At 67.6% G+C, this 22,060-nt stretch carries 25 protein-coding genes; 11 read left to right on the forward strand and 14 right to left on the reverse strand.

From position 1 onward, the window contains the following. Nucleotides 1-103: 103 nt before the first annotated feature. Entirely contained in the window at nucleotides 104-838 is a 735-nt protein-coding gene (locus ASE48_RS11885; RefSeq protein WP_057167296.1) for an IclR family transcriptional regulator, read from the forward strand. Between the two features lie 17 nt (nucleotides 839-855). After that, on the forward strand, nucleotides 856-2,490 hold the full coding sequence (locus tag ASE48_RS11890) for an FAD-dependent oxidoreductase (protein WP_442928718.1): 1,635 nt from the start codon (nucleotides 856-858) through the stop codon (nucleotides 2,488-2,490). Nucleotides 2,491-2,547: 57 nt separating this feature from the next. Here ASE48_RS11890 and ASE48_RS11895 read toward each other — a convergent pair whose 3' ends face one another. The 5 genes from ASE48_RS11895 to ASE48_RS11915 all read right to left on the reverse strand — a co-directional run bounded on the left by ASE48_RS11895 (nucleotide 2,548) and on the right by ASE48_RS11915 (nucleotide 7,180). Further along, nucleotides 2,548-3,456, reverse strand: a complete 909-nt coding sequence (locus ASE48_RS11895) for an enoyl-CoA hydratase (protein ID WP_057167298.1) — start codon at nucleotides 3,454-3,456, stop codon at nucleotides 2,548-2,550. 47 nt (nucleotides 3,457-3,503) lie between these two features. Beyond that, nucleotides 3,504-4,649, reverse strand: coding sequence for a thiolase family protein (locus ASE48_RS11900; protein WP_057167299.1), 1,146 nt, complete (start codon nucleotides 4,647-4,649; stop codon nucleotides 3,504-3,506). Between the two features lie 12 nt (nucleotides 4,650-4,661). After that, the gene (locus ASE48_RS11905) at nucleotides 4,662-5,075 is read right to left on the reverse strand and encodes a Zn-ribbon domain-containing OB-fold protein (protein ID WP_057167300.1); all 414 of its coding nucleotides are present in this window, start codon (nucleotides 5,073-5,075) and stop codon (nucleotides 4,662-4,664) included. 78 nt (nucleotides 5,076-5,153) lie between these two features. Then, the gene (locus ASE48_RS11910; protein WP_057167301.1) at nucleotides 5,154-6,032 is read right to left on the reverse strand and encodes an ArgK/MeaB family GTPase; all 879 of its coding nucleotides are present in this window, start codon (nucleotides 6,030-6,032) and stop codon (nucleotides 5,154-5,156) included. 11 nt (nucleotides 6,033-6,043) lie between these two features. Then, nucleotides 6,044-7,180, reverse strand: coding sequence for a thiolase family protein (locus ASE48_RS11915; protein ID WP_057167302.1), 1,137 nt, complete (start codon nucleotides 7,178-7,180; stop codon nucleotides 6,044-6,046). A 78-nt stretch (nucleotides 7,181-7,258) separates the two neighbouring features. Between ASE48_RS11915 and ASE48_RS11920 the strand changes: the two genes are divergently transcribed. Together ASE48_RS11920 and ASE48_RS11925 are read left to right on the forward strand one after the other, a co-directional pair. Further along, the gene (locus tag ASE48_RS11920) at nucleotides 7,259-8,023 is read left to right on the forward strand and encodes an SDR family oxidoreductase (protein WP_057167303.1); all 765 of its coding nucleotides are present in this window, start codon (nucleotides 7,259-7,261) and stop codon (nucleotides 8,021-8,023) included. Further along, nucleotides 8,020-8,757, forward strand: a complete 738-nt coding sequence (locus ASE48_RS11925; protein WP_057167304.1) for an SDR family NAD(P)-dependent oxidoreductase — start codon at nucleotides 8,020-8,022, stop codon at nucleotides 8,755-8,757. The genes ASE48_RS11920 and ASE48_RS11925 overlap by 4 nt, the downstream gene beginning before the upstream one ends. Before the next feature lie 7 nt (nucleotides 8,758-8,764). Here the strand turns inward: ASE48_RS11925 and ASE48_RS11930 are convergent, their stop codons facing one another. Further along, nucleotides 8,765-10,126: a class I adenylate-forming enzyme family protein gene (locus ASE48_RS11930; RefSeq protein WP_057167305.1), complete on the reverse strand. Its 1,362-nt coding sequence runs from the start codon at nucleotides 10,124-10,126 to the stop codon at nucleotides 8,765-8,767. 72 nt (nucleotides 10,127-10,198) lie between these two features. Here ASE48_RS11930 and ASE48_RS11935 point away from each other — a divergent pair, with 72 nt between their 5' ends. Beyond that, on the forward strand, nucleotides 10,199-10,495 hold the full coding sequence (locus ASE48_RS11935) for a 2Fe-2S iron-sulfur cluster-binding protein (protein WP_057167306.1): 297 nt from the start codon (nucleotides 10,199-10,201) through the stop codon (nucleotides 10,493-10,495). Here ASE48_RS11935 and ASE48_RS11940 read toward each other — a convergent pair. The 4 genes from ASE48_RS11940 to ASE48_RS11955 are packed head-to-tail and all read right to left on the reverse strand — an operon-like array spanning nucleotide 10,483 to nucleotide 14,530. Further along, on the reverse strand, nucleotides 10,483-11,523 hold the full coding sequence (locus tag ASE48_RS11940; protein WP_200962134.1) for a CaiB/BaiF CoA transferase family protein: 1,041 nt from the start codon (nucleotides 11,521-11,523) through the stop codon (nucleotides 10,483-10,485). The genes ASE48_RS11935 and ASE48_RS11940 overlap by 13 nt on opposite strands. A gap of 28 nt (nucleotides 11,524-11,551) precedes the next feature. Continuing rightward, nucleotides 11,552-12,508 (reverse strand): LLM class F420-dependent oxidoreductase, encoded by a 957-nt coding sequence (locus ASE48_RS11945; protein ID WP_057167307.1) that lies wholly within the window; start codon nucleotides 12,506-12,508, stop codon nucleotides 11,552-11,554. Then, entirely contained in the window at nucleotides 12,505-12,906 is a 402-nt protein-coding gene (locus tag ASE48_RS11950; RefSeq protein WP_057167308.1) for a cobalamin B12-binding domain-containing protein, read from the reverse strand. Before ASE48_RS11950 ends, ASE48_RS11945 begins: the two co-directional genes overlap by 4 nt. Before the next feature lie 34 nt (nucleotides 12,907-12,940). After that, complete coding sequence (locus tag ASE48_RS11955) at nucleotides 12,941-14,530, reverse strand: methylmalonyl-CoA mutase family protein (protein ID WP_057167309.1); 1,590 nt, start codon at nucleotides 14,528-14,530, stop codon at nucleotides 12,941-12,943. A 220-nt stretch (nucleotides 14,531-14,750) separates the two neighbouring features. On the opposite strand from ASE48_RS11955, the gene ASE48_RS11960 reads away from it, so the two are divergent. Genes ASE48_RS11960 through ASE48_RS11975 form a run of 4 tightly spaced genes read left to right on the forward strand, consistent with a single transcriptional unit; the run spans nucleotide 14,751 to nucleotide 18,326 of the window. After that, nucleotides 14,751-15,599, forward strand: coding sequence for an SDR family oxidoreductase (locus tag ASE48_RS11960; protein WP_057167310.1), 849 nt, complete (start codon nucleotides 14,751-14,753; stop codon nucleotides 15,597-15,599). Continuing rightward, nucleotides 15,596-17,089: a class I adenylate-forming enzyme family protein gene (locus tag ASE48_RS11965; protein ID WP_057167311.1), complete on the forward strand. Its 1,494-nt coding sequence runs from the start codon at nucleotides 15,596-15,598 to the stop codon at nucleotides 17,087-17,089. Before ASE48_RS11960 ends, ASE48_RS11965 begins: the two co-directional genes overlap by 4 nt. Continuing rightward, on the forward strand, nucleotides 17,086-17,388 hold the full coding sequence (locus ASE48_RS11970; RefSeq protein ID WP_057167312.1) for a hypothetical protein: 303 nt from the start codon (nucleotides 17,086-17,088) through the stop codon (nucleotides 17,386-17,388). Before ASE48_RS11965 ends, ASE48_RS11970 begins: the two co-directional genes overlap by 4 nt. 38 nt (nucleotides 17,389-17,426) lie before the next feature. Then, nucleotides 17,427-18,326, forward strand: a complete 900-nt coding sequence (locus tag ASE48_RS11975; protein ID WP_200962135.1) for a DUF1295 domain-containing protein — start codon at nucleotides 17,427-17,429, stop codon at nucleotides 18,324-18,326. Nucleotides 18,327-18,357: 31 nt separating this feature from the next. Here ASE48_RS11975 and ASE48_RS11980 read toward each other — a convergent pair whose 3' ends face one another. Both ASE48_RS11980 and ASE48_RS11985 read right to left on the reverse strand, forming a co-directional pair. After that, entirely contained in the window at nucleotides 18,358-18,618 is a 261-nt protein-coding gene (locus tag ASE48_RS11980; protein ID WP_057167313.1) for a hypothetical protein, read from the reverse strand. Nucleotides 18,619-18,739: 121 nt separating this feature from the next. Then, a complete protein-coding gene (locus tag ASE48_RS11985) occupies nucleotides 18,740-19,375 on the reverse strand; it encodes a TetR/AcrR family transcriptional regulator (protein ID WP_057167314.1) in 636 nt (211 codons plus the stop codon). A gap of 84 nt (nucleotides 19,376-19,459) precedes the next feature. Here ASE48_RS11985 and ASE48_RS11990 point away from each other — a divergent pair, with 84 nt between their 5' ends. Together ASE48_RS11990 and ASE48_RS11995 are read left to right on the forward strand one after the other, a co-directional pair. Then, entirely contained in the window at nucleotides 19,460-19,900 is a 441-nt protein-coding gene (locus tag ASE48_RS11990) for a nitroreductase family deazaflavin-dependent oxidoreductase (RefSeq protein WP_057167315.1), read from the forward strand. Between the two features lie 35 nt (nucleotides 19,901-19,935). Continuing rightward, nucleotides 19,936-20,514, forward strand: coding sequence for a TetR/AcrR family transcriptional regulator (locus ASE48_RS11995; protein ID WP_057167316.1), 579 nt, complete (start codon nucleotides 19,936-19,938; stop codon nucleotides 20,512-20,514). On the opposite strand, the gene ASE48_RS12000 is transcribed toward ASE48_RS11995, so the two are convergent. Both ASE48_RS12000 and ASE48_RS12005 read right to left on the reverse strand, forming a co-directional pair. Then, a complete protein-coding gene (locus ASE48_RS12000; RefSeq protein ID WP_057167317.1) occupies nucleotides 20,505-21,230 on the reverse strand; it encodes an SDR family NAD(P)-dependent oxidoreductase in 726 nt (241 codons plus the stop codon). The two genes, ASE48_RS11995 and ASE48_RS12000, sit on opposite strands and share 10 nt — an antisense overlap. Nucleotides 21,231-21,244: 14 nt before the next feature. Beyond that, complete coding sequence (locus ASE48_RS12005; protein WP_057167318.1) at nucleotides 21,245-22,012, reverse strand: FadR/GntR family transcriptional regulator; 768 nt, start codon at nucleotides 22,010-22,012, stop codon at nucleotides 21,245-21,247. Nucleotides 22,013-22,060 lie beyond the last annotated feature (48 nt).

A 22,060-nucleotide genomic window follows, 5' to 3' on the forward strand; every position in this document is an offset into this window, starting at 1 on the left:
TCACCGATCCCGCTGTAACGGAAATCTCATTCTCGCAATTGAGCAATCATGTGTGCTAATATCGAACACCAATGTGCACTATCTATAGAGCATCACTCTCACGATGACGTCTGTCAAGGGACTCGGCCCAAGCTCAGAGCCGCAGGCAGCCGCAGCAACCCCCGCGCGTCCGGCGGCCGGTTCACAGACTCTGGCCAGGGGACTTTCCGCGCTACAGGCGGTATCCAGTGCGCCCACGGGTGTCACCGCCGCCGAGGTCGCCGACTTCGTCGGCGTGCACCGCACGATCGCCTACCGTCTGCTCAGCACCCTGGCTCAGGCCCGGTTCATCACGAAGGGCTCCGACGGCAAATACCGGCCGGCGGCAGCACTCGCGGTACTCGGCGCATCCTTCGACAACAACGTGCGCCAACTCAGCGTCCCCACACTGCGCATGCTCGCCGATGACCTGGGCACCACGGTGTCGCTCCTGGTCGCCGAGGGCGATCAACAGGTCGCCATCGCCGTCATCGTGCCGACGCTGGTCTTCTACCAGTTGTCGTTCCACGAAGGCAGCCGCCATCCGCTGGAACGCGGCGCGGCGGGGGTGGCGCTGCTGGCCAGCATGCCGCCGCGGCCCGGCGAGCGTGACCTGGTCCGGCAGGCGCGCGAACAGGGCTGGGTCATCACCCACGGTGAGATCGAACCGGACACCTACGGCCTGGCCGTCCCCGTCCGTCGCCGCGCCCCGTCCCCACCGACCTGTATCAACCTCATCTCCCACCGTGAGGACGTCGTGCTCAACGGCCGCGAGGCCGTGGTCCGCGCGGCCCGGCAACTCTCCGACATCCTCAGCTGACAGGAAGGACTGTGGCAGTGTCCGATTCAGAGAATCACTGGCATACCGAGGTCGACGTCGTCGTCCTCGGCACCGGCGGCGCCGGACTGGCCGCGGCGCTCACCGCCGCCACCAACGGCGCCAGTGTCGCGGTGTACGAGAAGGCCGCCACCGTGGGTGGCACCACCGCAGTATCCGGCGGCATCACCTGGATACCCGCCCACGACCGGCTTGCCGGCGCCGAACTGTCGGTCGACGATGCGCTGAAATACCTTGAGGCGCAGTCCCTGGGCGCCATGGACCGGGAACTGGTCGAGACGTTCGTGCGGACCGGCCCGGCCATGCTGGACTATCTGGAGCAGCACAGCGATTTGCGGTTCGAGATCGCCGAGGGCTTCCCCGACTACAAACCCGAACTGCCCGGCGGGCGTCCCGGCGGCGGCCGGTCGCTCAACGCCAAACCGTTCGATCTGGCCACCCTGGGCGCATGGCACGACCGCATCACGGCCTTCCCGCTGGACTTCAGCAATGTCGGTATCGACGCCGAGACCAAGGCGCGCATCCACGCGACGGTGGACGATTCGCTGGCCGAACCGTGCGTCGCCGGCACCGCACTGGTCGCGGGACTGCTCAAAGGCCTGCTGGACCTCGGCGTCGCCCCGGTCACCGAGGCGCGCGCCGTCGAACTGATCGGCTCGGCCGAGGGCATCACCGGCGTGCGGATCAACCACGACGGCAAGGACATCCAGGTCCGCGCCCGGCGCGGGGTGATCCTGGGCACCGGCGGATTCGAGTGGGATCCCCAGCTTGTCGAGGCCTACCTGCGCGGCCCGATGCGCGGTGCGGTCTCCCCGCCCAACAACACCGGCGACGGCCTGCGGATGGCCATGGCGCACGGCGCCGATCTGGCGAACATGGGCGAGGCCTGGTGGGTGCCCATCGTGCAGATCCCCGGGGACACCCTGGGCGGCCGTCCTCGCAGCCGCAGCGTCCGGCTGGAACGGACCCGTCCCCGCAGCATCATCGTCAACCGGGCAGGCAAACGCTTCCTCAACGAGGCCGGCGAGTACAACTCGATGGCCGGACCGTTCCATCACCTGGACCCCAGGGCCGGTTACCTCAACGATCCGGCCTGGATCGTGTTCGACGCGCAGCACCTCAAGCGCTACGGGTTCCTCGGTGTCGATCCCGACGGGCCTGCACCGGACTGGTTCCACGAATCCGCCACCCTGGATGACCTGGGCGCCAAACTCGGCATCGACCCCGAAGGCCTCACCCGGACCGTCGACGCCTGGAACGTCAACGTCGCCGACGAGACCGATCCCGACTTCGGCCGTGGCGCAAGCGCATACGACGGGTACTGGGGTGACCCCTCGGCGCCGACCCCGGCACTACAGACGTTGGGTCCGCTGGACACCGCCCCGTTCTACGCGGTGCCGGTGGCCGTCGGCGCGATGGGTACCAAGGGCGGCCCGCGCACCGACCGCGACGGGCGGGTGCTGCATGTCAGCGGGAAGGTCATCCCCGGGCTGTTCGCCGCGGGCAACGCGATGGCCGGGGTAACCGGCAAGGCCTACGGCGGCGCGGGCGGCACGCTGGGCCCGGCCATGACCTACGGCTATCGCAGCGGTTACGCCGCCGCGACCGGCCAGTCCGCCCCCACCCCCGAGTGATTTCGGCGTGATTGGTTGCGGCCAGCGCAACCAATCACGCCGAAATCGCAAAGGCGACTAGGGCTGGTCTTTGACCGCGGCCTTCGGCGGGCCCGCGGTCTTCCAGTCCTCCAGGCCGTCCTCGGCCAGTCCGACCGGGAACTTGTGCTCGTGCACCTGCGCCCAGTGGCTGTGGTTGAGTTCGTGCAGGGTGAAGCAGGCGTTCAGCGAGTTGTAGAAACCCTGGTTGTCCTGGGTCTGGTTCACCGATTCCTTGACCAGCAGTGCCGCCATGGTCGGCACCTTGGCGATACGGCGGGCGAATTCGACCGTCTTGTCGGCCAGTTCGTCGGCCGGGAAGATCTTGGACACCATGCCCAGCGCGTGCCCCTCCTCGACCGAGAGGGTGTCACCGGTGAGCATCAGCTCCTTGGTCTTGCGGGCACCGAACTCCCAAGGGTGCGCGAAGTATTCGACACCGCACATGCCCAGCCGGGTGCCGACGACGTCGGTGAACCGGGTGTTGTCGGCGGCGACGATCAGGTCGCAGGACCACATCAGCATCAGCGCCGCCGCGTAGACGTCACCGTGCACCGAGGCGATGGTGATCTTGCGCAGATTGCGCCAACGCCGGGTGTTCTCGAAGTAGTGATGCCACTCCTGCAGCATCAGACTCTCCGCGCCCTGCCGCGTCCCGCCGTTGACGGTGAAGCTGGGGTGCTGGTCCGGGCCCGGGGTGTATTCGGCGCGCTGCACCTTGGAGCCGACATCGTGGCCCGCGGAGAACATCGGACCGTTGCCGCCGAGGATGACGACACGCACGGTGTCGTCGGCCTCGGCACGCAGGAACGCCTCATGCAGCTCGACGAGCATGCCGCGGTTCTGCGCATTACGCGCCTCCGGCCGGTTCAGCATGATCCGGGCGATGGTGCCCTCGTCGAGGGTTTCGTATGTCACGAAGCGGTATTCGGGAGTCTCGTCTGCCATGAATCGCACTCTATTCCTATGAGAACGCCGTTACCGCGCCGGGCGCACTACAGCGAAAGGATGGTCGCCGACGCGGTGCCGGGGGCGCCGTACACCTGGGCCAGGCCGACGCGCGGATTGCCGGGGACCTGACGCTCCCCCGCTTCGCCGCGCAACTGCCGGACCAACTCGTGCATCTGACGCAGGCCCGAGGCACCGATCGGCTCGCCGTTGGCGATCAGACCGCCGTCGGTGTTGACCGGGATGGAACCGTTGATCTCGGTGGCGCCGTCGATCAGCAGCTTCTCCTGCTCACCGTCGGCACACAGCCCGGTCTCGGCCATGTGGATGACCTCGGCGCCGGCGTCGGTGTCCTGCAACTGGGCGATGTCGACGTCCTCGGGCCCGATTCCGGCGGCCTCGTAGGCGGCCTTGGCGGCGAACACCGTCGGCGAGGGATCCTCGTCCAGCGGCGCGGAGGTGGCGTGCACCTCATAGGCGCCGAAGGTGCGGGTGCGAATCTCACTGGCCCGCACGTAGACCGGCTTGTCGGTGTACTTGTGGGCGATATCGGCGCGGCACATGATGACCGCCGCCGCGCCTTCGTCGGGTGCGCAGAACATGTATTGCCGCAGCGGGTAGTTCAGCACCGGCGAGGCCATGATCTCCTCCACGGAGATCTCCTTGCGCCGGAAGGCATTCGGGTTGAGCACGCCGTTGCGGAAGTTCTTGTTGGCCACCCGGGCCAGCGTCTCTTCGGAGATGCCGTGCTTGTGGATGTAGTGATTGGCCTTGATGCCGAAGAACTTGGTGGTCACGAACTGGCCGTTGTTGGCGTACCACTGCGGCAGCGCGAGTTTGGCCGGATCGTCGGTGAAGGCACCGCGCGGATGCTTGTCCAGGCCGATCGCGATACCGATGTCGTACTTGCCCAATCGGATGGTGTCCGCGGTCTGTTGGATGGCACTGGCCGAGGTGGCGCAGGCGTTGAAGACGTTGGTGAAGGTGATGCCGGTGAGGCCGACCAGGCGGGTGACGGCATCGGGGTTGGACACCTCGTAGCTGCCGCCGAACCCGAACTGGATGTCCTTCCATTCCAGCTTCGCGTCGGCCAGCGCGCTGGTGATCGCCTCGGCACCCATTTCCATCGCGGTCTTGTCGAACCGGCCGAACGGGTGGATACCGACGCCGATGATCGCTACATCGTTGCTCATGTCTGGGACTCCTTAAACCGGCTTGAACCAGAAGGTGACGAGCTCGTCACCGTCGGCATCGGTGGCGAACGGCTCCATGGTCAGTTCGACCTCCATGCCGAATTCCAGCTTGGCGGGATCGTTTTCGGTGAGCCGGCCCTCGACACGGATCAGGTCGCCGAGTTGAACCAGTCCGACACCGAACGGCACGAAGTCCTTGCCGGTCGGCCCGGCATACGGCGCTCCGGGCGGGAAGCCCTGCGTCGTCCAGGCCACGACGGTGCCGCGGCGGGGCAGCAGCAGATCGGCCATCTCGGCCTTGCTGCACTTGGGACAGCGCTCTTGACGCGGGAACGTCGTCGCGGAACACGCGCCACACTGGCTGCCGATGAGTTGCGGATTCTCATCGGGCCAGGTGGAGATCTCGGGGGCAAGCGCCTTCTGCATCAGGCTCCTCGGCTACCTGTAGAAGAATGTATTGACGAATTCGTACAGTAACATTTCTCGAAAGTGGAAACCACATTCTCATTGAGGTTTGACCTGCGCACCATCGAGTAGCCGAGCGGTCGCCGCATAGACATCGAGGTCGCGGGTGGCCACCCGCCCGGCCAGTTCATCGAGACCGGAATCAGACTGCAGCGCACTCTGTGCCAGCGACAGAATCTGCAGCCGGGCACGAATCGCCCGTCGCTCGGCAGTATCGGTGCGATGGTGGGCGTCGATGGCGACGATCAGTTCCTCGATACCGGTGTTCTGCGACGCGATGATCTTGAGGATCGGCAACCCGGTCTCGATGTGCAGGTCCCTGGCGGTCTGATCGGCACCGTCGCGGTCGGCCTTGTTGACGACGATGATGTCGGCGATCTCCAGCAGACCCGCCTTGGCGGCCTGGATCGCATCTCCGGCCCCCGGGTTGAGGATGGCCACCGTCGGGTCGGCCACGGCGGCGATCTCGATCTCTGACTGACCCACTCCCACCGTCTCCAGCACGACGATGTCGTAGTGCAGTGCCGCCAGCAGCCGGATCGCCGCGGGCACCGCGGCGGCCAACCCGCCGAGGTGTCCGCGGGTGGCCACCGAACGGATCATGACGTCGGGGTCGTTGATGTGGGCGGCCATCCGGATCCGGTCACCGAGCAGCGCTCCCCCGCTGTACGGCGAGGACGGGTCGACGGCCAGCACCGCGACCCGTAACCCCCTGGCCCGGTACGCCGATACGAGCACCGCGACGGTGGTGGACTTTCCCGCGCCCGGCGGACCGGTGATCCCGACGGTGCGCACCGGCGATGCGGGCAGCATCGCCAGCACCTCGTCGCGACGCTCGCTTTCGACCAGGCTCAGCAGCCGGCCTGCGGCACGCTGCGATCCGGCACGGGCGGCGTCGAGCAGTTCCTGGATGTCCATCGACTGCGACTTTATGGCGCGACCTCGATGACCGTGGCCGAACCCATGCCGCCGCCCGCGCACATCGCGGCCACGCCGATACCACCTCCGCGCCTGCGCAGTTCATGAACCAGGGTGACGATCATCCGGGCGCCGGTGGCCGCGACCGGATGCCCCAGCGAACACCCGCTGCCGCTGACGTTGACCTTGTCCGGGTCGATGTCGAGCAGCTTGATGGTGGCCACGCACATCGCCGCGAATGCCTCGTTGATCTCGAACAGGTCGACATCGGAGAGCGAGATCCGGGCCCGGGTCAGCGCTTTGGTGATGGCCTCCACCGGGGCGAGCCCGGTGAATGCCGGATCCACCCCGACCGATGCCCAGGCGCGGATGGTGCCGAGCGCGGGCAGTCCGAGCCGGTCGCTGGCGATGGCAAGGGCCGCCGAGGCGTCGTTGGCGCCGCAGGCATTGCCCGCGGTGATCGAGAAGCCGTCGATCTCCGGGTGCAGCACCTTGAGTCCGGCCAGCTTCTCCAAGGTGGTGTCGCGGCGGGGATGTTCGTCGGTGTCGAATACCCCGTGCGGGGTGTCGATGGGCAGGATCTCGTCCTTGAAGCGTCCCTCGTCGATGGCCGTGATGGCCTTCTGATGTGAGCCCAGCGCCCAGGCGTCCATCTCCTCGCGGGTCACCCCGGCCTTGACCGCGGCGTTCCAGCCGACGGTGATCGACATGTCCATATTCGGTGCGTCGGGCCGGTCGGGATGGGTCGGCGGGAACCATGGCTGGAACTCCTCGCCCACCTGGCGGATGAACCGCGGCGAGGTGGAGGCCGAGTTCACCCCACCGGCGATGATCAGCTGATCCATCCCGGACCGGATGCTCGCGGCGGCAGTCTGCACCGCCGCCTGTCCGGCGGCGCAGTGCCGGTTGAGCGCCAGTCCGGGTACCGAGGTCAGGCCGGCGGTGACGGCCGCGTGCCGGGCGACCACGCCGCCGCCATAGAGGCCCTCGCCGAGGATGACGTCATCCACCGGGGCACCGTCGAGTCCGCCGGCCACCGCTGCGACCACATGGTCGGCGAGCACGTAGGCGTCGGTATCGCGCAGTGTGCCCTTCTTGGCGGTGCCGATCGGTGTGCGCACTGCGGAGACGATGACGGCCTCAGGCATCGGAACTGCCCCTTTCACGCTGGAATGAGAATGTTATTCTCTCAGTCTGAGAGTGCCAGTTGCAAGAAGGAGAAGTAGATGGACATCGCCGGTAGCTCCGCGCTCGTCGTAGGTGGCGCAGGAGGCCTTGGAGAAGCGACGGTCCGCCGATTGCACGCTGCGGGCGCCAAAGTGGTGGTCGCAGATCTGGCCGACGAGAAGGGCCCCAAGCTCGCCGAGGAGCTCGGCGTGAAGTACGTCCGCACCGACGCGACCTCCGAGGAATCCGTCAACGCCGCCGTCGCCGAGGCGGAAGCCCTTGCCCCGCTGCGTATCTCGGTGGACACCCACGGCGGCCCGGCGGCCGGTGGCCGGCTGATCGGCAAGGACGGTTCGCCGCACGGCCTGGAGGGGTTCGAGACGACGGTCAAGTTCTATCTGACCGCGGTGTTCAACGTGATGCGGCTGGCCGCAGCGGCCATCGCGCGCACCGAACCGCTGGAAGAAGGCGGCCGCGGCGTCATCGTCAACACCGCATCCATCGCCGGCTACGAGGGACAGATCGGCCAGCTGGCCTACGCCGCGGCCAAGGGCGGCGTGCTGGGCATGACGCTGGTGGCCGCACGCGACCTGTCCCCGTTGGGCATTCGGGTCAACACCATCGCCCCCGGCACCATCAACACCCCGGCCTATGGCAAGGCCGCCGACCAACTGGAGCAGTACTGGGGCCCGCAGATCCCGTTCCCCAAGCGGATGGGCCGCTCGACCGAGTACGCCCAACTCGCCCAGAGCATCATCGAGAACGACTACCTCAACGGTGAGATCATCCGTCTCGACGGGGGTCTGCGGTTCCCGCCCAAGTGAGCTCGCTCGCCGGTAAGACGGCATTCGTCGCCGGAGCCAGCCGCGGGATCGGGGCCACCATCGCCCACGCGCTCGCCGCGGCGGGTGCATCGGTGGCGGTCGCGGCCCGTTCCGAACAGCGCGGCAAGATGCCCGGCACCATCGGCTCGGTGGCGGATTCGATCCGCGCACAGGGCGGTCGTGCGTTGGCCGTCCCATGCGATGTCACCAGCGAGGAGTCGGTCGACAGCGCTGTCGCCGAGACGGTTTCGGAGTTCGGCGGGATCGACATCCTGGTCGCCAATGCGGGCGTGCTGTGGCTGGGACCGGTGGAATCGACACCGCTCAAACGCTGGCAGCTGTGCCTGGACGTCAACCTGACCGGCGTCTTCCTGGTGACCAAGGCGGTGATCCCGCACGTGCGGGCCCGTGGCGGCGGATCGCTGACGGCCATCACCACCACCGGCGTCGGGATGGCCGGCGCGAACGCCTACTGGGTGTCCAAGGCTGCCGCCGAGCGGCTCTACCTGGGTTTGGCCGACGATCTGCGCCCGGACAATATCGCGGTGAACTGCCTCAGCCCGTCCCGGGTGGTGCTCACCGAGGGGTGGCAGGCCGGTGGCGGCGGAGTCGAGATCCCGCCCGAGTTCGTCGAACCACCCGAGGCGATGGGCCGGGCCGCGGTGCTGCTCGCCGGGCAGGACGCCACCGGGATCACCGGCACCGTGCAGCGCTCCGAGGAACTCACCGTCTGATCTTCGATCAGGAGTACTGGTCGCGCAGTACCCGCCGCAGCACCTTTCCCGACGGCAACCGCGGGATCGCGTCGACGAAGACCACCCGGCTCGGGCGTTTGTAGGACGACAGCCGCTCCCCCACCAGCGCGATCAGTTCCCGCTCGGCGACCGGCGTTCCGGCCGCGACGGCCGCGATGACCGCCTCACCATTCACGCCGTCGGGGATGCCGAACACCGCGCAGTCCTCGACCGCCGGGTGCCCGTGCAGCACCGCCTCCACCTCCGCGGGCGCCACCTGGAAACCGCGGACCTTGATCATCTCCTTGAGCCGGTCGGTGATCCGCAGCCAGCCATCGCTGTCCAGTTCGCCGATGTCCCCGGTGCGGTACCAGCCGTCGTCGAACGCGGCCGCGGTCGCGTCGCCGGGCAGGTAGCCGACCATCGCCGACTCCGAACGAACCTGGATCTCACCGCTGCCGGCGATCCGCACCGCCACACCGGGCACCGGTTTGCCCACCGTGTCCAACCGTGCGTCTCCGATCGGGCAGCAGGCGATCACCGGTAGTTCGCTGGCGCCGTAGGCCGAAATCCATGGCACACCGACCCGTTCGGTGACGGTATCGGCGACGCTCTTGGTGACCGGAGTCGCGCACCACATGATGTAGCGCAGCGAGGACAGGTCGTAGTTCTCCAGGTCCGGATGCGCGGCGATGGCCAGAGCGATGGGCGCGACGGCCATTTCGATGGTGATGCGGTCATCCTGGATATGGGACAGCATCCGGTTGATGTCGAAGCGTGGATGCAGGCGCATCCAGGCGCCGGCGTCGAGCACGGTGGCGATGTTGAGCAGCCCGAGGATGTGCGAGGGCGGCGTCATGATCTGCATACGATCGTCGGCCGTGAGACCGAGCGCGGTCCGCCAGTGCCGCACCGCCGCAGCGAAGCCCGCATGTGTGTGCCGCACGGCCTTGGGCATCCCGGTCGTCCCGGAGCTGAACACGAACAACGCGTCGGCCTCGGGCAGCACCGGTGCCCATCCGCCGTCGGCGGGTGAAATCGGCTCGTCCAGATGCAGCATAGGGATCAGGTCGGCCAGCACCGCGGCATCCCCGACGCCCAGCACCGGCGAGGTCAGCTCCAGCGCATGCGCAACCTCGGCCGGTTTCCAGGCCGAACTGAGCAGCACCACCGATGCACCCAGGCGCCAGATCGCCCGCAGTGCAACGACGAACTCGGGACGGTTGGACGACATCAGCGCGACCCGGTCACCGGCGCTCACGCCGCGGGCGGCGAGCGTGGCGGCCATCCCGTCGGACAGCGCGTCCAGCTCGGCCATGGTGTACTGACGGTCCCCGAATGCCAGGACCGGTTGGTTCTCTGCAGCCATCAACCGACTACCTTATCCGTAACGGAGAATGATATTCTCCATTTGTCAGAATCCGACGCCCAGGAGAGCTTGATGACGGCCGAACCAGTGCCCGCCGACGAAGTGACGATCCTGCTCGACGGTGCCCGCACCACGACGCTGCCGGTCGCAGGCGACACGCTGCTGGAAACGGCACGACGCGCCGGTCTGACTCCCCCGTTCGCCTGCGAGGCGGGTAACTGTGGCACCTGCATCGCCAAACTCACCGAGGGCAGCGCGACCATGAAGGTCAACGACGCGCTCGACGACGACGAGGTCGAAGAGGGCTATGTCCTGACGTGCCAGGCGATCCCGAACTCGGGCCCGCTGACGGTCGATTACGACGACTGAGGCACAACGTCGAACATCGGTGCCGGCCGGTACTCCGGTTCGAAACCCTCCACCCGGATCGGGCTGGCCACCAGCCGGAAATCACCCGCGGTGACCACCATCTCCGGGGTGTCCTCCAACGCCTGCGGCAGTGAGCGCACCGCCGCCGCCGGGATGCCGAGCGGCTTGAGTCTGATCTCCCAGTTCACCGCAGTGTCGGAGGCCAGCGCCGCCGACACGAGCGCCAGCACGTCCTCGCGGGCCGCGGCCCGCTCCACCATGGTCTCGAAGCCGGCGATTCCCGCCTCCCCCGCAAAGGAACGCCAGAACCCGTCATGGGTGATGAACAGCGCGAGGTGGCCGTCAGCGGTCGGAAAGAGCTGTGCGGGAACGTAATAGGAGTGCGCCCCGAACGGGTAGCGCTTCGGCTCGGCGCCGTCGTTCAGGTAGGCCGCGGCGCGGTAGTTCAGTTGCGAGAGCATGACGTCGCGCAGGCACACGTCCACCTGTCCGCCGTCGCCGGACACGATCTTCGCGAGCAGGCCCAGCGCGGCGGTCAGACCCGTCGAATTGTCGGCGGCCGAGTAGCCCGGCAGCGTGGGCGGCCCGTCCGGGTCACCGGTCATCGCGGCCACGCCGGTCGCGGCCTGGATGACGTAGTCGAAGGCCGGGTCGTCCCCGCCGTGCAGGCCGAATCCGGTGAGTGCGACGCACACGATCTTCTCGTTGTACCGGCGCAGGTTCTCATACGTCAGGCCCAGCTTCTTGATCGCCGAGGGCTTCATGTTGACCAGCAGCGCGTGCGAATCGGCCACCAGCTCACCGAGTCTGGCGCGGCCGTCCTCGGATGCCAGGTCCAGGCATATGCTGCGCTTGTTGCGGTTGAGGCTGGCGAAATAGCTGTCGCTGACCTGCCGGGAGATCTCACCGCCGGGCGGCTCCACCTTGATGACCTCGGCGCCGAGGTCGGCGAGCAGCATGGTGGCGTACGGGCCTGCCAGCATCACGCCGATCTCGATGATGCGGATGCCGGCGAGCGGGCCCGTCACAACCGTCTGCTCTTCGCGCAAGCGCTCATCACTGCACCTGCTTGGCGAGTTCGGCGATCACCTCACGCGTCCGATACTTGGACGCGATCAACTCGTCACGGTTATCACCGATCGGCAGCAGGCGCACCGACAGGTCGGTGACACCGGCGTCGGCGAAGGCCTTGAACCGCTTGAGGATCGATTCTTCGTCACCGGCGGCGCAGAGATCGCCGACGGTGCGGGCATCCCCACGGTCGAGCAGTCGCTGATAGTTGGGCGAGGTTTCGGCCTCGGCCAGGATGCGGTTGGCCCGGTCCTTCGCCTCGTCGATCTCGGAATTCGCGCACAGCGTGACCGGGATGCCCGCCACGATGCGCGGCGCGGGTTTGCCCGCCCCGGCGGCGGCCTTGTTGATCTTGGGGGCGATGTGCTCGCCGATGGCCTTCTCATCGGCCATCCACAGCGAGGTCCCGTCGGCGTGCTCGCCGGCGATCTGCAGCATGACCGGGCCGAGAGCCGCCACCAGTACCGGAAGCGGGGTCGCGGCGCCGAGCGCGGTCGGATTGTGCACGGTGAAGGTGTCGTTCTCGACATCCACCGGGCCGGGCCCGGCGATGGCGGCATTGAACACCTGCAGGTAGTCGCGGGTGTAGGCGGCGGGCTTGTCATAGGGCAGGCCCAGCATGTCCCGGATGATCCAGTGATGCGACGGCCCGACCCCGAGAGCCAGCCGCCCGTTCGACACGGCATGCACCGAAAGCGCCTGACGAGCAAGGGCAATGGGGTGCTGCGCCTGCAGCGGCACCACGGCGGTTCCGAGTTCGATGCGGGTGCTGTGTGACGCCATCAGCGCCACCATGGTCAGCAGATCAAAATCGTCGGGCACCTGCGGCATCCAGGCGGTGGCCAGGCCGGCCGAGTCGGCCCATTCGATATCGGAGATCAGCTTGCTGACCTTGCGGGCCATATCGCCGCGCTCGGCCCCGATCATCACGCCGAGTCTCATGACTTGGAAACCTTCTCGGTGAGCGCGCGCACATCGGTCACCAGTTTCTCCAGCGACGTCCCGGTGGGGAACACCGCGGCCGCACCGGCATCCAGCAGCTTCTGCACATCGGCTTCGGGAATGGTGCCACCGACCACCACGGCGATATCGCCGGCATCAGCGGCCCGCAGCGCGTCCACAACACGGGTGGTCAACCCCACATGCGCGCCGGAGAGGATCGAAAGGCCCACCAGAGCAACGTCTTCCTGCAGCGCGATGGAGACGATGTCCTCGACACGCTGACGGATACCGGTGTAGACGACCTCGAAGCCGGCATCACGCAGCGTGCGCGCGACAATCTTGGCGCCCTTGTCGTGACCGTCCAGACCAGGCTTGGCGACCAATACGCGTGTCGCCATCAGCTGTGCCCTCTCTTCTTCGCGCAAGCGCTCATCAGAAGACCACCGGCTGCTGGAACTCGCCCCACACTGCCTTGAGCGCCGAGACCATCTCGCCCACCGTGCAATACGCGTTGGCGCAGTCGATCAGCTTGTGCATCAGATTGTCGTCTCCCTCGGCTGCTCGGGCCAGCGTGGCAAGAGCTTCTTTCACGGCGACATCGTCACGTTCGGCCTTGACCTTGGCCAACCGCGCAAGCTGCTTGTCACGGCCCTCGGCGTCGAGCTCGTAGGTGGCCAGGTCGGGTGCGGGCTCGTCGACGACGAACTTGTTCACGCCGACGACCGGCCGCTCGCCGGACTCGATCTCGTGGTGGATCTTGAACGCTTCGTCGGCGATCAGGCCCTGCAGGTAGCCGTCCTCGATGCAGCGCACCATGCCACCGTGCTGTTCGAGATCGTGCATGATCTCGATGATCTTGGCCTCCGTGGCATCGGTGAGCGCCTCGACGAAGTACGAACCACCGAGCGGGTCGGCGACTTTCGTCACGCCGGTCTCATACGCCAGGATCTGCTGGGTGCGCAGCGCCAGCGTCGCCGACTCCTCGCTGGGCAGCGCGAACGGCTCATCCCAGGCCGCGGTGAACATCGACTGCACCCCGCCCAGAACCGCCGCCAACGATTCGTAGGCCACGCGAACCAGGTTGTTCTGCGCCTGCGGGGCATACAGCGACGCGCCGCCCGCGACACAGCCGAACCGGAACATCGCGGCCTTGTCGGTGGTGGCGCCGTAGCGCTCGCGCACGATGGTGGCCCACCGCCTGCGGCCTGCCCGGTACTTGGCGATCTCCTCGAAGAAGTCGCCGTGGGTGTAGAAGAAGAAGGAGATCTGCGGAGCGAACTTGTCGATGGTCATGCGGCCACGCTCGATCACCGTGTCGCAGTAGGTGACACCGTCGGCCAGGGTGAAGGCCATCTCCTGGACGGCGTTGGCGCCGGCGTCGCGGAAATGCGCACCGGCCACCGAGATGGCGTTGAAGCGCGGTACCTCGGCGGCGCAGAATTCGATCGTGTCGGCGATCAGCCGCAGCGACGGCTCGGGCGGCCAGATCCAGGTGCCGCGCGAGGCGTACTCCTTGAGGATGTCGTTCTGGATGGTGCCGGTGAGCTTCTCGCGCGGCACACCCTTCTTCTCGGCGGCGGCGACGTAGAACGCCAGCAGGATCGCGGCGGTGCCGTTGATGGTGAAGCTGGTGCTGATCTTGTCCAGCGGGATGCTGTCGAACAGGATCTCGGCGTCGGCCAGGGTGTCCACGGCGACACCGACGCGGCCCACCTCCTCGCCGTACTCCGGGTCGTCGCTGTCATACCCACACTGGGTGGGCAGATCCAGCGCCACCGACAGGCCGGTGCCGCCCTGACCCAGGAGGTACCGGTAGCGCTCGTTGGACTCTTCGGCGGTGCCGAACCCGGAGTACTGCCGGAAGGTCCAGGTCTTGCCGCGGTATCCCGAGGCGAAGTTTCCGCGCGTGAACGGGTAGTCGCCGGGCGCGGGCGGATCTCCCGCGCGGTCCGCGGGACCGTACACGGGAGCCAGCGGGATCCCAGAGGGTGTCGCTACCGGGGAGGAGGATTGGTCGCTCATCACTGGATAACGTACTTGCTCAAAATGAGAATGCCAATACCGCTGGCTGAAAACATGCACTGTGACGGCCTGCAGCACACGCCGACGCGCCCGTCACGGGTTCCTCGACGACACCCCGGCGGCACGTCGTGCCTGGACATGAGCGATTATGACACTTGCCGAAAATGAGAATGCCAATACCATCAGGGGAAGCAAGACCCCTTCCGTCCGAGGAGTCAGTATGTCCAGCGAGCAACGTCCGCTTGCCGATCGCACCCTGGTGGTCTCCGGTGGCAGCCGCGGTATCGGGCTGGCCATCGCCCTAGGCGCCGCCAAGCAGGGCGCCAATGTGGTGTTGTTGGCCAAGACCGCCGAGCCCCACCCGAAGTTGCCGGGAACCGTGCACACTGCGGTCGCCGATGTCGAGGCCGTCGGCGCCAAAGCGGTGGCCGTGGTCGGCGATGTCCGCAAGGAAGAAGACGTCCAGCGGGCCATCGACACCGCGGTGCAGACCTTCGGCGGCGTCGACATCGTCATCAACAACGCCAGCGCGATCGCCACCGAGCCCACCGAGGCGCTCGCGGCGAAGAAGTTCGATCTGATGATGGACATCAACGTGCGCGGCACCTTCCTGCTCACCAAGGCCGCGCTGCCCCACCTGCTGCAGTCCGCAGCAGCCCACGTCATCACCTTGGCGCCACCGCTGAACCTGAACCCCTACTGGCTGGGCGCGCACCCCGTCTACACGGTGTCCAAATACGGGATGACGCTGCTGTCGCTGGGCTGGGCGCAGGAGGCCGCCCTACATCGGGAAGGCTCCAATATCGGGTTCAGCTGCCTGTGGCCGCAGACCTACATCGCGACATCGGCGGTGACGAACCTGGCCGACGGCGACAACCTGGCCTCGGCATCGCGCAGCCCGGAGATCATGGCCGACGCCGCGACCCAGATCCTGCTCGGTCCGCCCAAGGATGCCAACGGCCAGACCTACATCGACGCCGACGTCCTGACCCACGCCGGAATCACCGACCTGTCCCGTTATGGCGGTGGCGACGATCCCATCTGGGATATCTTCGTGGACAAATCATGAGTATCTCGCTGCTGCTGGAGATGGCGTCCTCGACCGATCCGGACCGCACGGCGGTCGTATCGGGTGACCTGCGGTTGACCACCGGCGAACTGAGCGAGCTCGCCGACGGCGGCGCCGGCGTGGTGGCCGCCTCGGGGGCCCAGCATGTCGCCTATGTCGGCGCCGGCGGCGCCCTGCTGCCGCTGCTCTTGTTCGCCTCGGCGCGTGCCGGAGTGCCGGTGACACCGCTGAACTACCGGCTGTCCCACGACGGCCTGCGCGCGCTGATCTCGCGGCTACCGGATCCGCTGGTCGTGGTGGACGACGAGTACCGCGCCGCCGTCGGCGACGGGTTCCGGGTGATCGGGTCGGCGGAGTTCCTGGCCGCCGCCCGCACCGCCGAGCCCGCGGCCGAGTTTCCCGATCCCGACTCGGTGGGCGTGGTGCTGTTCACCTCCGGCACCACCTCGGCGCCGAAAGCCGTTGAGCTCACCCATAACAACCTCACCAGCTATATCACCGGCACGGTCGAGTTCGCCTCCGCCGAACCCGGTGACGCCGCCTTGATCTGCGTGCCGCCCTATCACATCGCAGGCGTTTCGGCGGCGCTGTCGAACCTGTATGCCGGCCGGAAGATGGTGTATCTCACGCAGTTCGATGCCCGGGAGTGGGTGCGCCTCGTCGCATCCGAAGGGGTCACCTCGGCCACCGTGGTGCCGACCATGCTGGACCGCATCGTCACCGTGCTGGAATCCCAGAGCACGGCGCTGCCGACGCTGCGCACGCTGGCCTACGGCGGATCCAAGGTGGCACTTCCGCTGGTACGCAAGGCTCTTGAACTGCTGCCTGCGGTCGGCTTCGTCAACGCCTACGGCCTCACCGAGACCAGCTCGACGATCGCGGTGCTGACCCCCGACGATCACCGGGTCGCACTGAGCTCCGATGATGACGCGATCGCCAAGCGGCTCGGCTCCGTCGGCCAGCCGGTGCCCAGCATCGAGGTGCAGATCCGCGGCGAGGACGGAACCGTCCTGGGCGCAGGCGAAACCGGGGAACTGTTCGTGCGCGGTGAGCAGGTCTCCGGCCGCTACACCGGTATCGGCTCGGTGCTCGACGAGCAGGGCTGGTTCCCCACCAAGGATGTCGCGACCCTCGACGCGGACGGCTACCTCTATATCGGTGGACGCTCCGATGACACCATCATCCGCGGCGGCGAGAACATCGCGCCCGCCGAGATCGAAGATGTACTCGTCGAGCACCCGCATGTGCGGGATTGCGCGGTGGTCGGCCCCGAGGATCCCGAGTGGGGCCAGATCATCGTCGCGGTCGTGGTCCCCGCGGCCGGTGCCGAACCGCAACCCGAGGAACTCCGGGAGTTCGTCCGCGCGCAGCTGCGCGGATCCCGCACCCCGGACCGGGTCGTCTTCCGCGACGAGTTGCCCACCAACGCGACCGGCAAGGTGCTGCGCCGCGAACTCGTCAGCGAATTGAACGCAAAGGAGCCCGCATGATCAAGAACGGCACCCGTCTGCAGAGCCAGGTCTGCGACACCCAGGTCATCGTGGTGCGCGCCTCCGAGGGGCTCGAGGACCTGCGCGCCGGCGGCGCACCGCTGATCCCCGTCGGCGAGACCGCCGCCGAGGGCCTGTCGCTGGATCCCGCACTGTCCGACGGCAATCTGATGGGCAAGCGCTACGTCGATGACAGCGGCGCGGAGATCCTGGTGACCAAGGCCGGCGCGGGCACGCTCAGTATCGGCAGCACCCCACTGGCGATCAAGGAAGCGAAGCCGCTGCCTGCCAGCGACTGAGTGGGAGACTGGATCTGGCACCCCTTTAGGCTCAGTCCATGACGACCATCAGCAAGTCGCGCTCGCTGGGCGTGGTGACCGCGGCCTACGTCGTCGCCATCGCGGTGGCGGTGGCGTGGTTGTGGCTGGGCCCGAGCACCGATCGACTCTGGCTCGACACCCTGATCGCCGATCTGCTGGCAACCGTGGCGATCTTCGTCTTCAGCCGGGTGTACCGCAATTCCAGCTTCTATGACGCCTATTGGAGCGTCATCCCGCCGCTGCTGTTGTTCTATTGGGTGTATCGCAGCGCCGATGTCGACCCGCTGCGCACCTGGCTCATCACCATCGTCGTGGTGCTGTGGGCGATCCGGCTGACCGCGAACTGGGTGTACGCGTTCCCGGGTCTGCATCACGAGGACTGGCGCTACCCGATGTTCAAGCAGCGCGCCGGCCGCTTCGAGATCCTCGCCGATCTGGTCGCCATCCATCTGATCCCCACACTGCAGGTTTTCCTGGCCATGGTGCCGGTGTACGTGGCGGTGACCCACCCCGGTCCCGGACTGGGGTGGCTTGCCTGGATCGCCTTCGTCGTGGGCCTGGCCGCGGTGACGCTGGAACTCGTCGCCGATGTGCAGATGCACCGTTTCGTCGCCGAGCGCCGCAGCGGTGACGCCATGGATCGCGGGGTGTGGGGTTGGTCGCGGCATCCCAACTATTTCGGTGAGTTCAGCTTCTGGGCGGCGCTGGCGCTCTTCGGTATCGCGGCGGCGCCGGCGGACTGGTGGTGGTTGATCATCGGCGCGCTCGCCATCCTGGCGATGTTCCTCGGGGCGAGCATCCCGATGATGGAAGAACGCAGCCTGCAACGCCGTCCCGCCTATCGGGATGTGGTGGACCGGGTCTCGCGGTTCGTGCCCTGGCCCCCGAAACGCGAAAGCGCGCCCCGCTCGGCGTGAGGCCGAGCGGGGCGCGCGATTGCGACGACGGTCAGTAAGTGGGGACGAAGACGTTGTTGATCCAGACGCCCCAGTGGTTCCAGCCGGCATCCCAGACCTGCGGGTTGCCCTGCGCCCATGCCGGGTCGGCCGGCTTGGGCGGCGCCCACGCCGGTGCGGTACCCGCGCTGGGGCCGGCCGGCGGCAGCGGAACCGGAGCGGGGTCGGCGAACGCCGTGCCAGCCAACGCAAGCGGGCCGGCGACGAGGCCACCGGCGATGGCGGCTCCAGCGATCATCTTCTTCACATTCATCACGAGATCCTCTTTCTGAGCACCTACGGAGCGGTCTGCCCCGTTGCAAACTGAACTGCAGACAAATACCGCTTCTATTGGCTAACTAAACGCGGGCGTCCGTGTGATCCGCGTCATTTCGCTACGCCCGCATGAGACGTGCTGCGACCGTGGCGGCCTCGGCGGCGCCGCCGGGGAGCGGGCTCGCGGCCGTGGACCGCAACCCGTCGAGCAGCAGTGATATTTGACGACGGGCCACCACCGTCGCCTCCGGCCCGCCGTGATCGGCCAGGCAGGCGTTGAGCCACAGCGCGGTGTACAGGTCATCGACGGTGACGTCCGCGCGCAGGGTGCCGTCGGACTGGGCGTCGGCGATCAACCGTGCGCCGAGTTGGAGGCCGGCCCGGCACACCTTTTCGATGGCGGGTGACGCGTACCGCGAGCTGCACATCGCATCGCTGAAGGCGTGGTCGCCGGCCTGCAACTCGGACAACCCGAACACGTAGGCGGCGAGGCGATCCCACGGCGAGGAGGCGGCCAGCGACCGCTCGGACAGTTCCCCCAGCGTCTGGGTGAGCAGCGCCGGCAGGGCCGCATCGATGAGTTCCTCGCGGGTGGAGAAGCGGTTGTACAGCGTGCCGATGCTGACCCCGGCGTGGGCGGCGACGGCTTCCAGCGGTGCGCCGAGTCCGCGCTCACGGAACACGGCCCGCGCCGCGTCCAGCAGTTTCTCCAGATTGCGCCGGGCATCGGCGCGCATCGCGCGTTGCTGGGCCATCGCACCTCCGGAATTAAGTTGACGCCGGTCCTCAATATAACGGTAGGCTGACGTCGGTAACTTGAGTGTCGACCTCAATTTGGAGTGAATGTGAAACTGCCCTGGTACATCAAGCCCGGCAACGCAGTGATCGTTGCGCTGTCGCGGATCGGAATCCGTTTCGGCGCAAAGGGTCCGGTGATCCTCACGGCCACCGGACGCACATCGGGGCAGCCGCGGGCGACACCGGTGACACCGATGTTCGTCGACGGCAGGCAGTACGTCGCCGCAGCACCGGGAGCGGCCTGGATCGCGAACGCGCGGGCCAACCCGTCCATCACGCTGGGCCGCGGGCGGCGGATCGAGCGGGTCACGGCGGTCGAACTCGCTGACGACGACGCCCGACCGCTGCTTCGACAGCTACCGAGCCTGATTCCAGGCTGGGTCGGCTTCCTGCGCCAGGGCGGGCTGGTCACCGAGGGCGGTCCCGACGAATTCGAGGCGTTACTCGGGAGGATGCCGATCTTCCGGATGGACCCGAGGTAGGGCGGCCGGCCTAGCCGACCGGCTACGCTGGCCGCGTGAGCACCGAGGGCAGGCTGGCGCCGACCACCTACAGCGCCGCACAGACCCGCGTGATCACTGCCGCCCTGGACCTGTTCGGCGCGCACGGTGTCAGCGGCACCTCGCTGCAGATGATCGCCGATGCCATCGGTGTCACGAAAGCCGCTGTCTACCACCAGTTCAAGAGCAAGGACGAGGTCGTCATCGCCGTCGCCGAGACCGAGCTGGCCGCACTGCAGGACGCCCTGGACGCCGCGGAAGAAGAGGCCGACCAGGTGACCGCGCGCGATGTGCTGCTCACCCGGGTCGTCGACATGGCTGTCACCCGCCGCCAGCTCACCGGCGTGCTGCAGTTCGACCCGGTCGTGGTGCGCCTGCTGGCCGAGCACCAGCCCTTCGCGCAGTTCATCGAGCGGCTGTATCAGGTGCTGCTCGGCGGCGGTGTCGGAGTCGAGGCCCGGGTCAATGCCGCGGTCATGTCCGGGGCACTCAGCGCGGCGGTGATGCACCCGCTGGTCACCGATGTCGACGATGACACCCTGCGGGCCCAGATCCTCAAGGTGACCCGACGCATCCTGGACCTGCCTCAGGCGTGACGACTGGTCACTCCCCCGTCGACCACCAGGTAGGTACCGGTGATGAACGACGCCTTCGGTGACATCAGGAACGCCACCGCCGCGGCCACCTCCTCGGGATCGCCGATCCGGCCCAGCGGTGCGGCCTGCACGAAACTGTCGCGGACCTCCTCGACGTCCAGCGCGATCTGCAGCATCGGCGTGCGGATGAAGCCGGGGCACACCGCGTTGATCCGGATCCCGGACGGGCCGAGCTGAGCCGCCATCGACCGGGTCAGTCCGAGCAGCCCGGCCTTGGACGCGCAGTAGGCCGGGATGAACGGATTGGCCGTCAGCCCTTCGATACTCGAGATGCCGACGACCGCCGGCCCGCCTCCGGAGCGAGCGCTGACCTCCAGCTGAGGCAGCAGCTGCTGCACCAGCATCGCCTGTGCGCGCAGATTCACATCGAGCACCGCATCCCAGGATTCCTCGGTGTAGGCGCCCACCGGTTCCGGGATCACCCGGCCTGCGGCATGCACCAGCCCGTCGACCCCGTCGAGCGCCCCGATGGCGGCCGCGGTCGCCGCGCTGTCCGTGACGTCGACGACGGCACCGGGCATCCCCAACTCGGCTGCGACCTCGATGACCTCAGGGGCCATATCCCACAACACGACCCGTCTCCCGTCGGCCACCAACGCCTGCGCGCTCGCCCGTCCGATACCCGATGCCGCTCCGGTGATCACCACTGCTGTCATGGGCAGAACCTAGGTCAGCAGGTACGCCGTTCGTGCGGCTTTGCGCCACGTGCCGCCCGCACCACGTCATCGGTGAAGCGTTCCAGCAGCACGGCCTGGGTGGCGGCCAGGTGCTTGCGCGCGATGCGTTCGGCCTCGGACGCGTTGCCCGCGGCGATCTCCTCGACGAGCCTGCGGTGGGTGCGTACGGCGCCCCGCGCCTGCGCCGGTGAGGGGTACTCACCGCGCTTGACGACGTAGTCGGCCCACTTCTCCTCCTGTGCCGACCACAGCGCGACCAGGCTTCCCACTACGTGTCGGACGGTGGCGTTCGGGGTGTATTCGACCACCAGATCATGGAATTCACGCGCGATGCGGGTGAAGGCGGCGCCATCGGCGACCGCTTCGGCGGACGCGTCGACATTGCGGGTGAGTGCCGGCACCACGATCTTGAGCCGATCCGTGCGGCGCGCCACCTCGGCCACACACAGCGGTTCGAGTAGCTGCAGTCCGGCCGCCAGGTCGCCCAGCGACACGGCGGACCCCTGCAGCGCCAGACCCAGGTGATAGGCCGCCGACGATTCGTCGGGCCGGTGTACCTCGGCGCCGCCGACGCTGCCGCGGCGCACCGTCACCAACCCCTCGGTCTCCAGGATGCGCAGCGCCTCGCGCACCGAGGGATAGCTGACACCGAACTCGGTGACCAGCTGGTCCTGGGTCGGCAATCGGTCGGCGCCGGCCAGGATCCGGTCCCGCAGCTCGCCCGCGACGGTCTCGGCGATGCGGTGTTGCGGGGTACGCATGGAACAAATACTAGCAATCCTTATAAGGATTGCCCTACGATCGCGAAC

It is taken from the genome of Mycobacterium sp. Root265 (assembly GCF_001428895.1).
GTDB lineage: Bacteria > Actinomycetota > Actinomycetes > Mycobacteriales > Mycobacteriaceae > Mycobacterium.

What these genes read in the sequence shown, in the direction of transcription:
- ASE48_RS11885 (WP_057167296.1), top strand. Translation starts at nt 104, where the DNA reads ATGACGTCTGTCAAGGGACTCGGCCCAAGCTCAGAGCCGCAGGCAGCC.
- ASE48_RS11895 (WP_057167298.1), bottom strand. Translation starts at nt 3,456, where the DNA reads ATGGCAGACGAGACTCCCGAATACCGCTTCGTGACATACGAAACCCTC.
- ASE48_RS11900 (WP_057167299.1), bottom strand. Translation starts at nt 4,649, where the DNA reads ATGAGCAACGATGTAGCGATCATCGGCGTCGGTATCCACCCGTTCGGC.
- ASE48_RS11905 (WP_057167300.1), bottom strand. Translation starts at nt 5,075, where the DNA reads ATGCAGAAGGCGCTTGCCCCCGAGATCTCCACCTGGCCCGATGAGAAT.
- ASE48_RS11910 (WP_057167301.1), bottom strand. Translation starts at nt 6,032, where the DNA reads ATGGACATCCAGGAACTGCTCGACGCCGCCCGTGCCGGATCGCAGCGT.
- ASE48_RS11915 (WP_057167302.1), bottom strand. Translation starts at nt 7,180, where the DNA reads ATGCCTGAGGCCGTCATCGTCTCCGCAGTGCGCACACCGATCGGCACC.
- ASE48_RS11920 (WP_057167303.1), top strand. Translation starts at nt 7,259, where the DNA reads ATGGACATCGCCGGTAGCTCCGCGCTCGTCGTAGGTGGCGCAGGAGGC.
- ASE48_RS11930 (WP_057167305.1), bottom strand. Translation starts at nt 10,126, where the DNA reads ATGGCTGCAGAGAACCAACCGGTCCTGGCATTCGGGGACCGTCAGTAC.
- ASE48_RS11935 (WP_057167306.1), top strand. Translation starts at nt 10,199, where the DNA reads ATGACGGCCGAACCAGTGCCCGCCGACGAAGTGACGATCCTGCTCGAC.
- ASE48_RS11945 (WP_057167307.1), bottom strand. Translation starts at nt 12,508, where the DNA reads ATGAGACTCGGCGTGATGATCGGGGCCGAGCGCGGCGATATGGCCCGC.
- ASE48_RS11950 (WP_057167308.1), bottom strand. Translation starts at nt 12,906, where the DNA reads ATGGCGACACGCGTATTGGTCGCCAAGCCTGGTCTGGACGGTCACGAC.
- ASE48_RS11955 (WP_057167309.1), bottom strand. Translation starts at nt 14,530, where the DNA reads ATGAGCGACCAATCCTCCTCCCCGGTAGCGACACCCTCTGGGATCCCG.
- ASE48_RS11960 (WP_057167310.1), top strand. Translation starts at nt 14,751, where the DNA reads ATGTCCAGCGAGCAACGTCCGCTTGCCGATCGCACCCTGGTGGTCTCC.
- ASE48_RS11965 (WP_057167311.1), top strand. Translation starts at nt 15,596, where the DNA reads ATGAGTATCTCGCTGCTGCTGGAGATGGCGTCCTCGACCGATCCGGAC.
- ASE48_RS11970 (WP_057167312.1), top strand. Translation starts at nt 17,086, where the DNA reads ATGATCAAGAACGGCACCCGTCTGCAGAGCCAGGTCTGCGACACCCAG.
- ASE48_RS11975 (WP_200962135.1), top strand. Translation starts at nt 17,427, where the DNA reads ATGACGACCATCAGCAAGTCGCGCTCGCTGGGCGTGGTGACCGCGGCC.
- ASE48_RS11980 (WP_057167313.1), bottom strand. Translation starts at nt 18,618, where the DNA reads ATGAATGTGAAGAAGATGATCGCTGGAGCCGCCATCGCCGGTGGCCTC.
- ASE48_RS11985 (WP_057167314.1), bottom strand. Translation starts at nt 19,375, where the DNA reads ATGGCCCAGCAACGCGCGATGCGCGCCGATGCCCGGCGCAATCTGGAG.
- ASE48_RS12000 (WP_057167317.1), bottom strand. Translation starts at nt 21,230, where the DNA reads ATGACAGCAGTGGTGATCACCGGAGCGGCATCGGGTATCGGACGGGCG.
- ASE48_RS12005 (WP_057167318.1), bottom strand. Translation starts at nt 22,012, where the DNA reads ATGCGTACCCCGCAACACCGCATCGCCGAGACCGTCGCGGGCGAGCTG.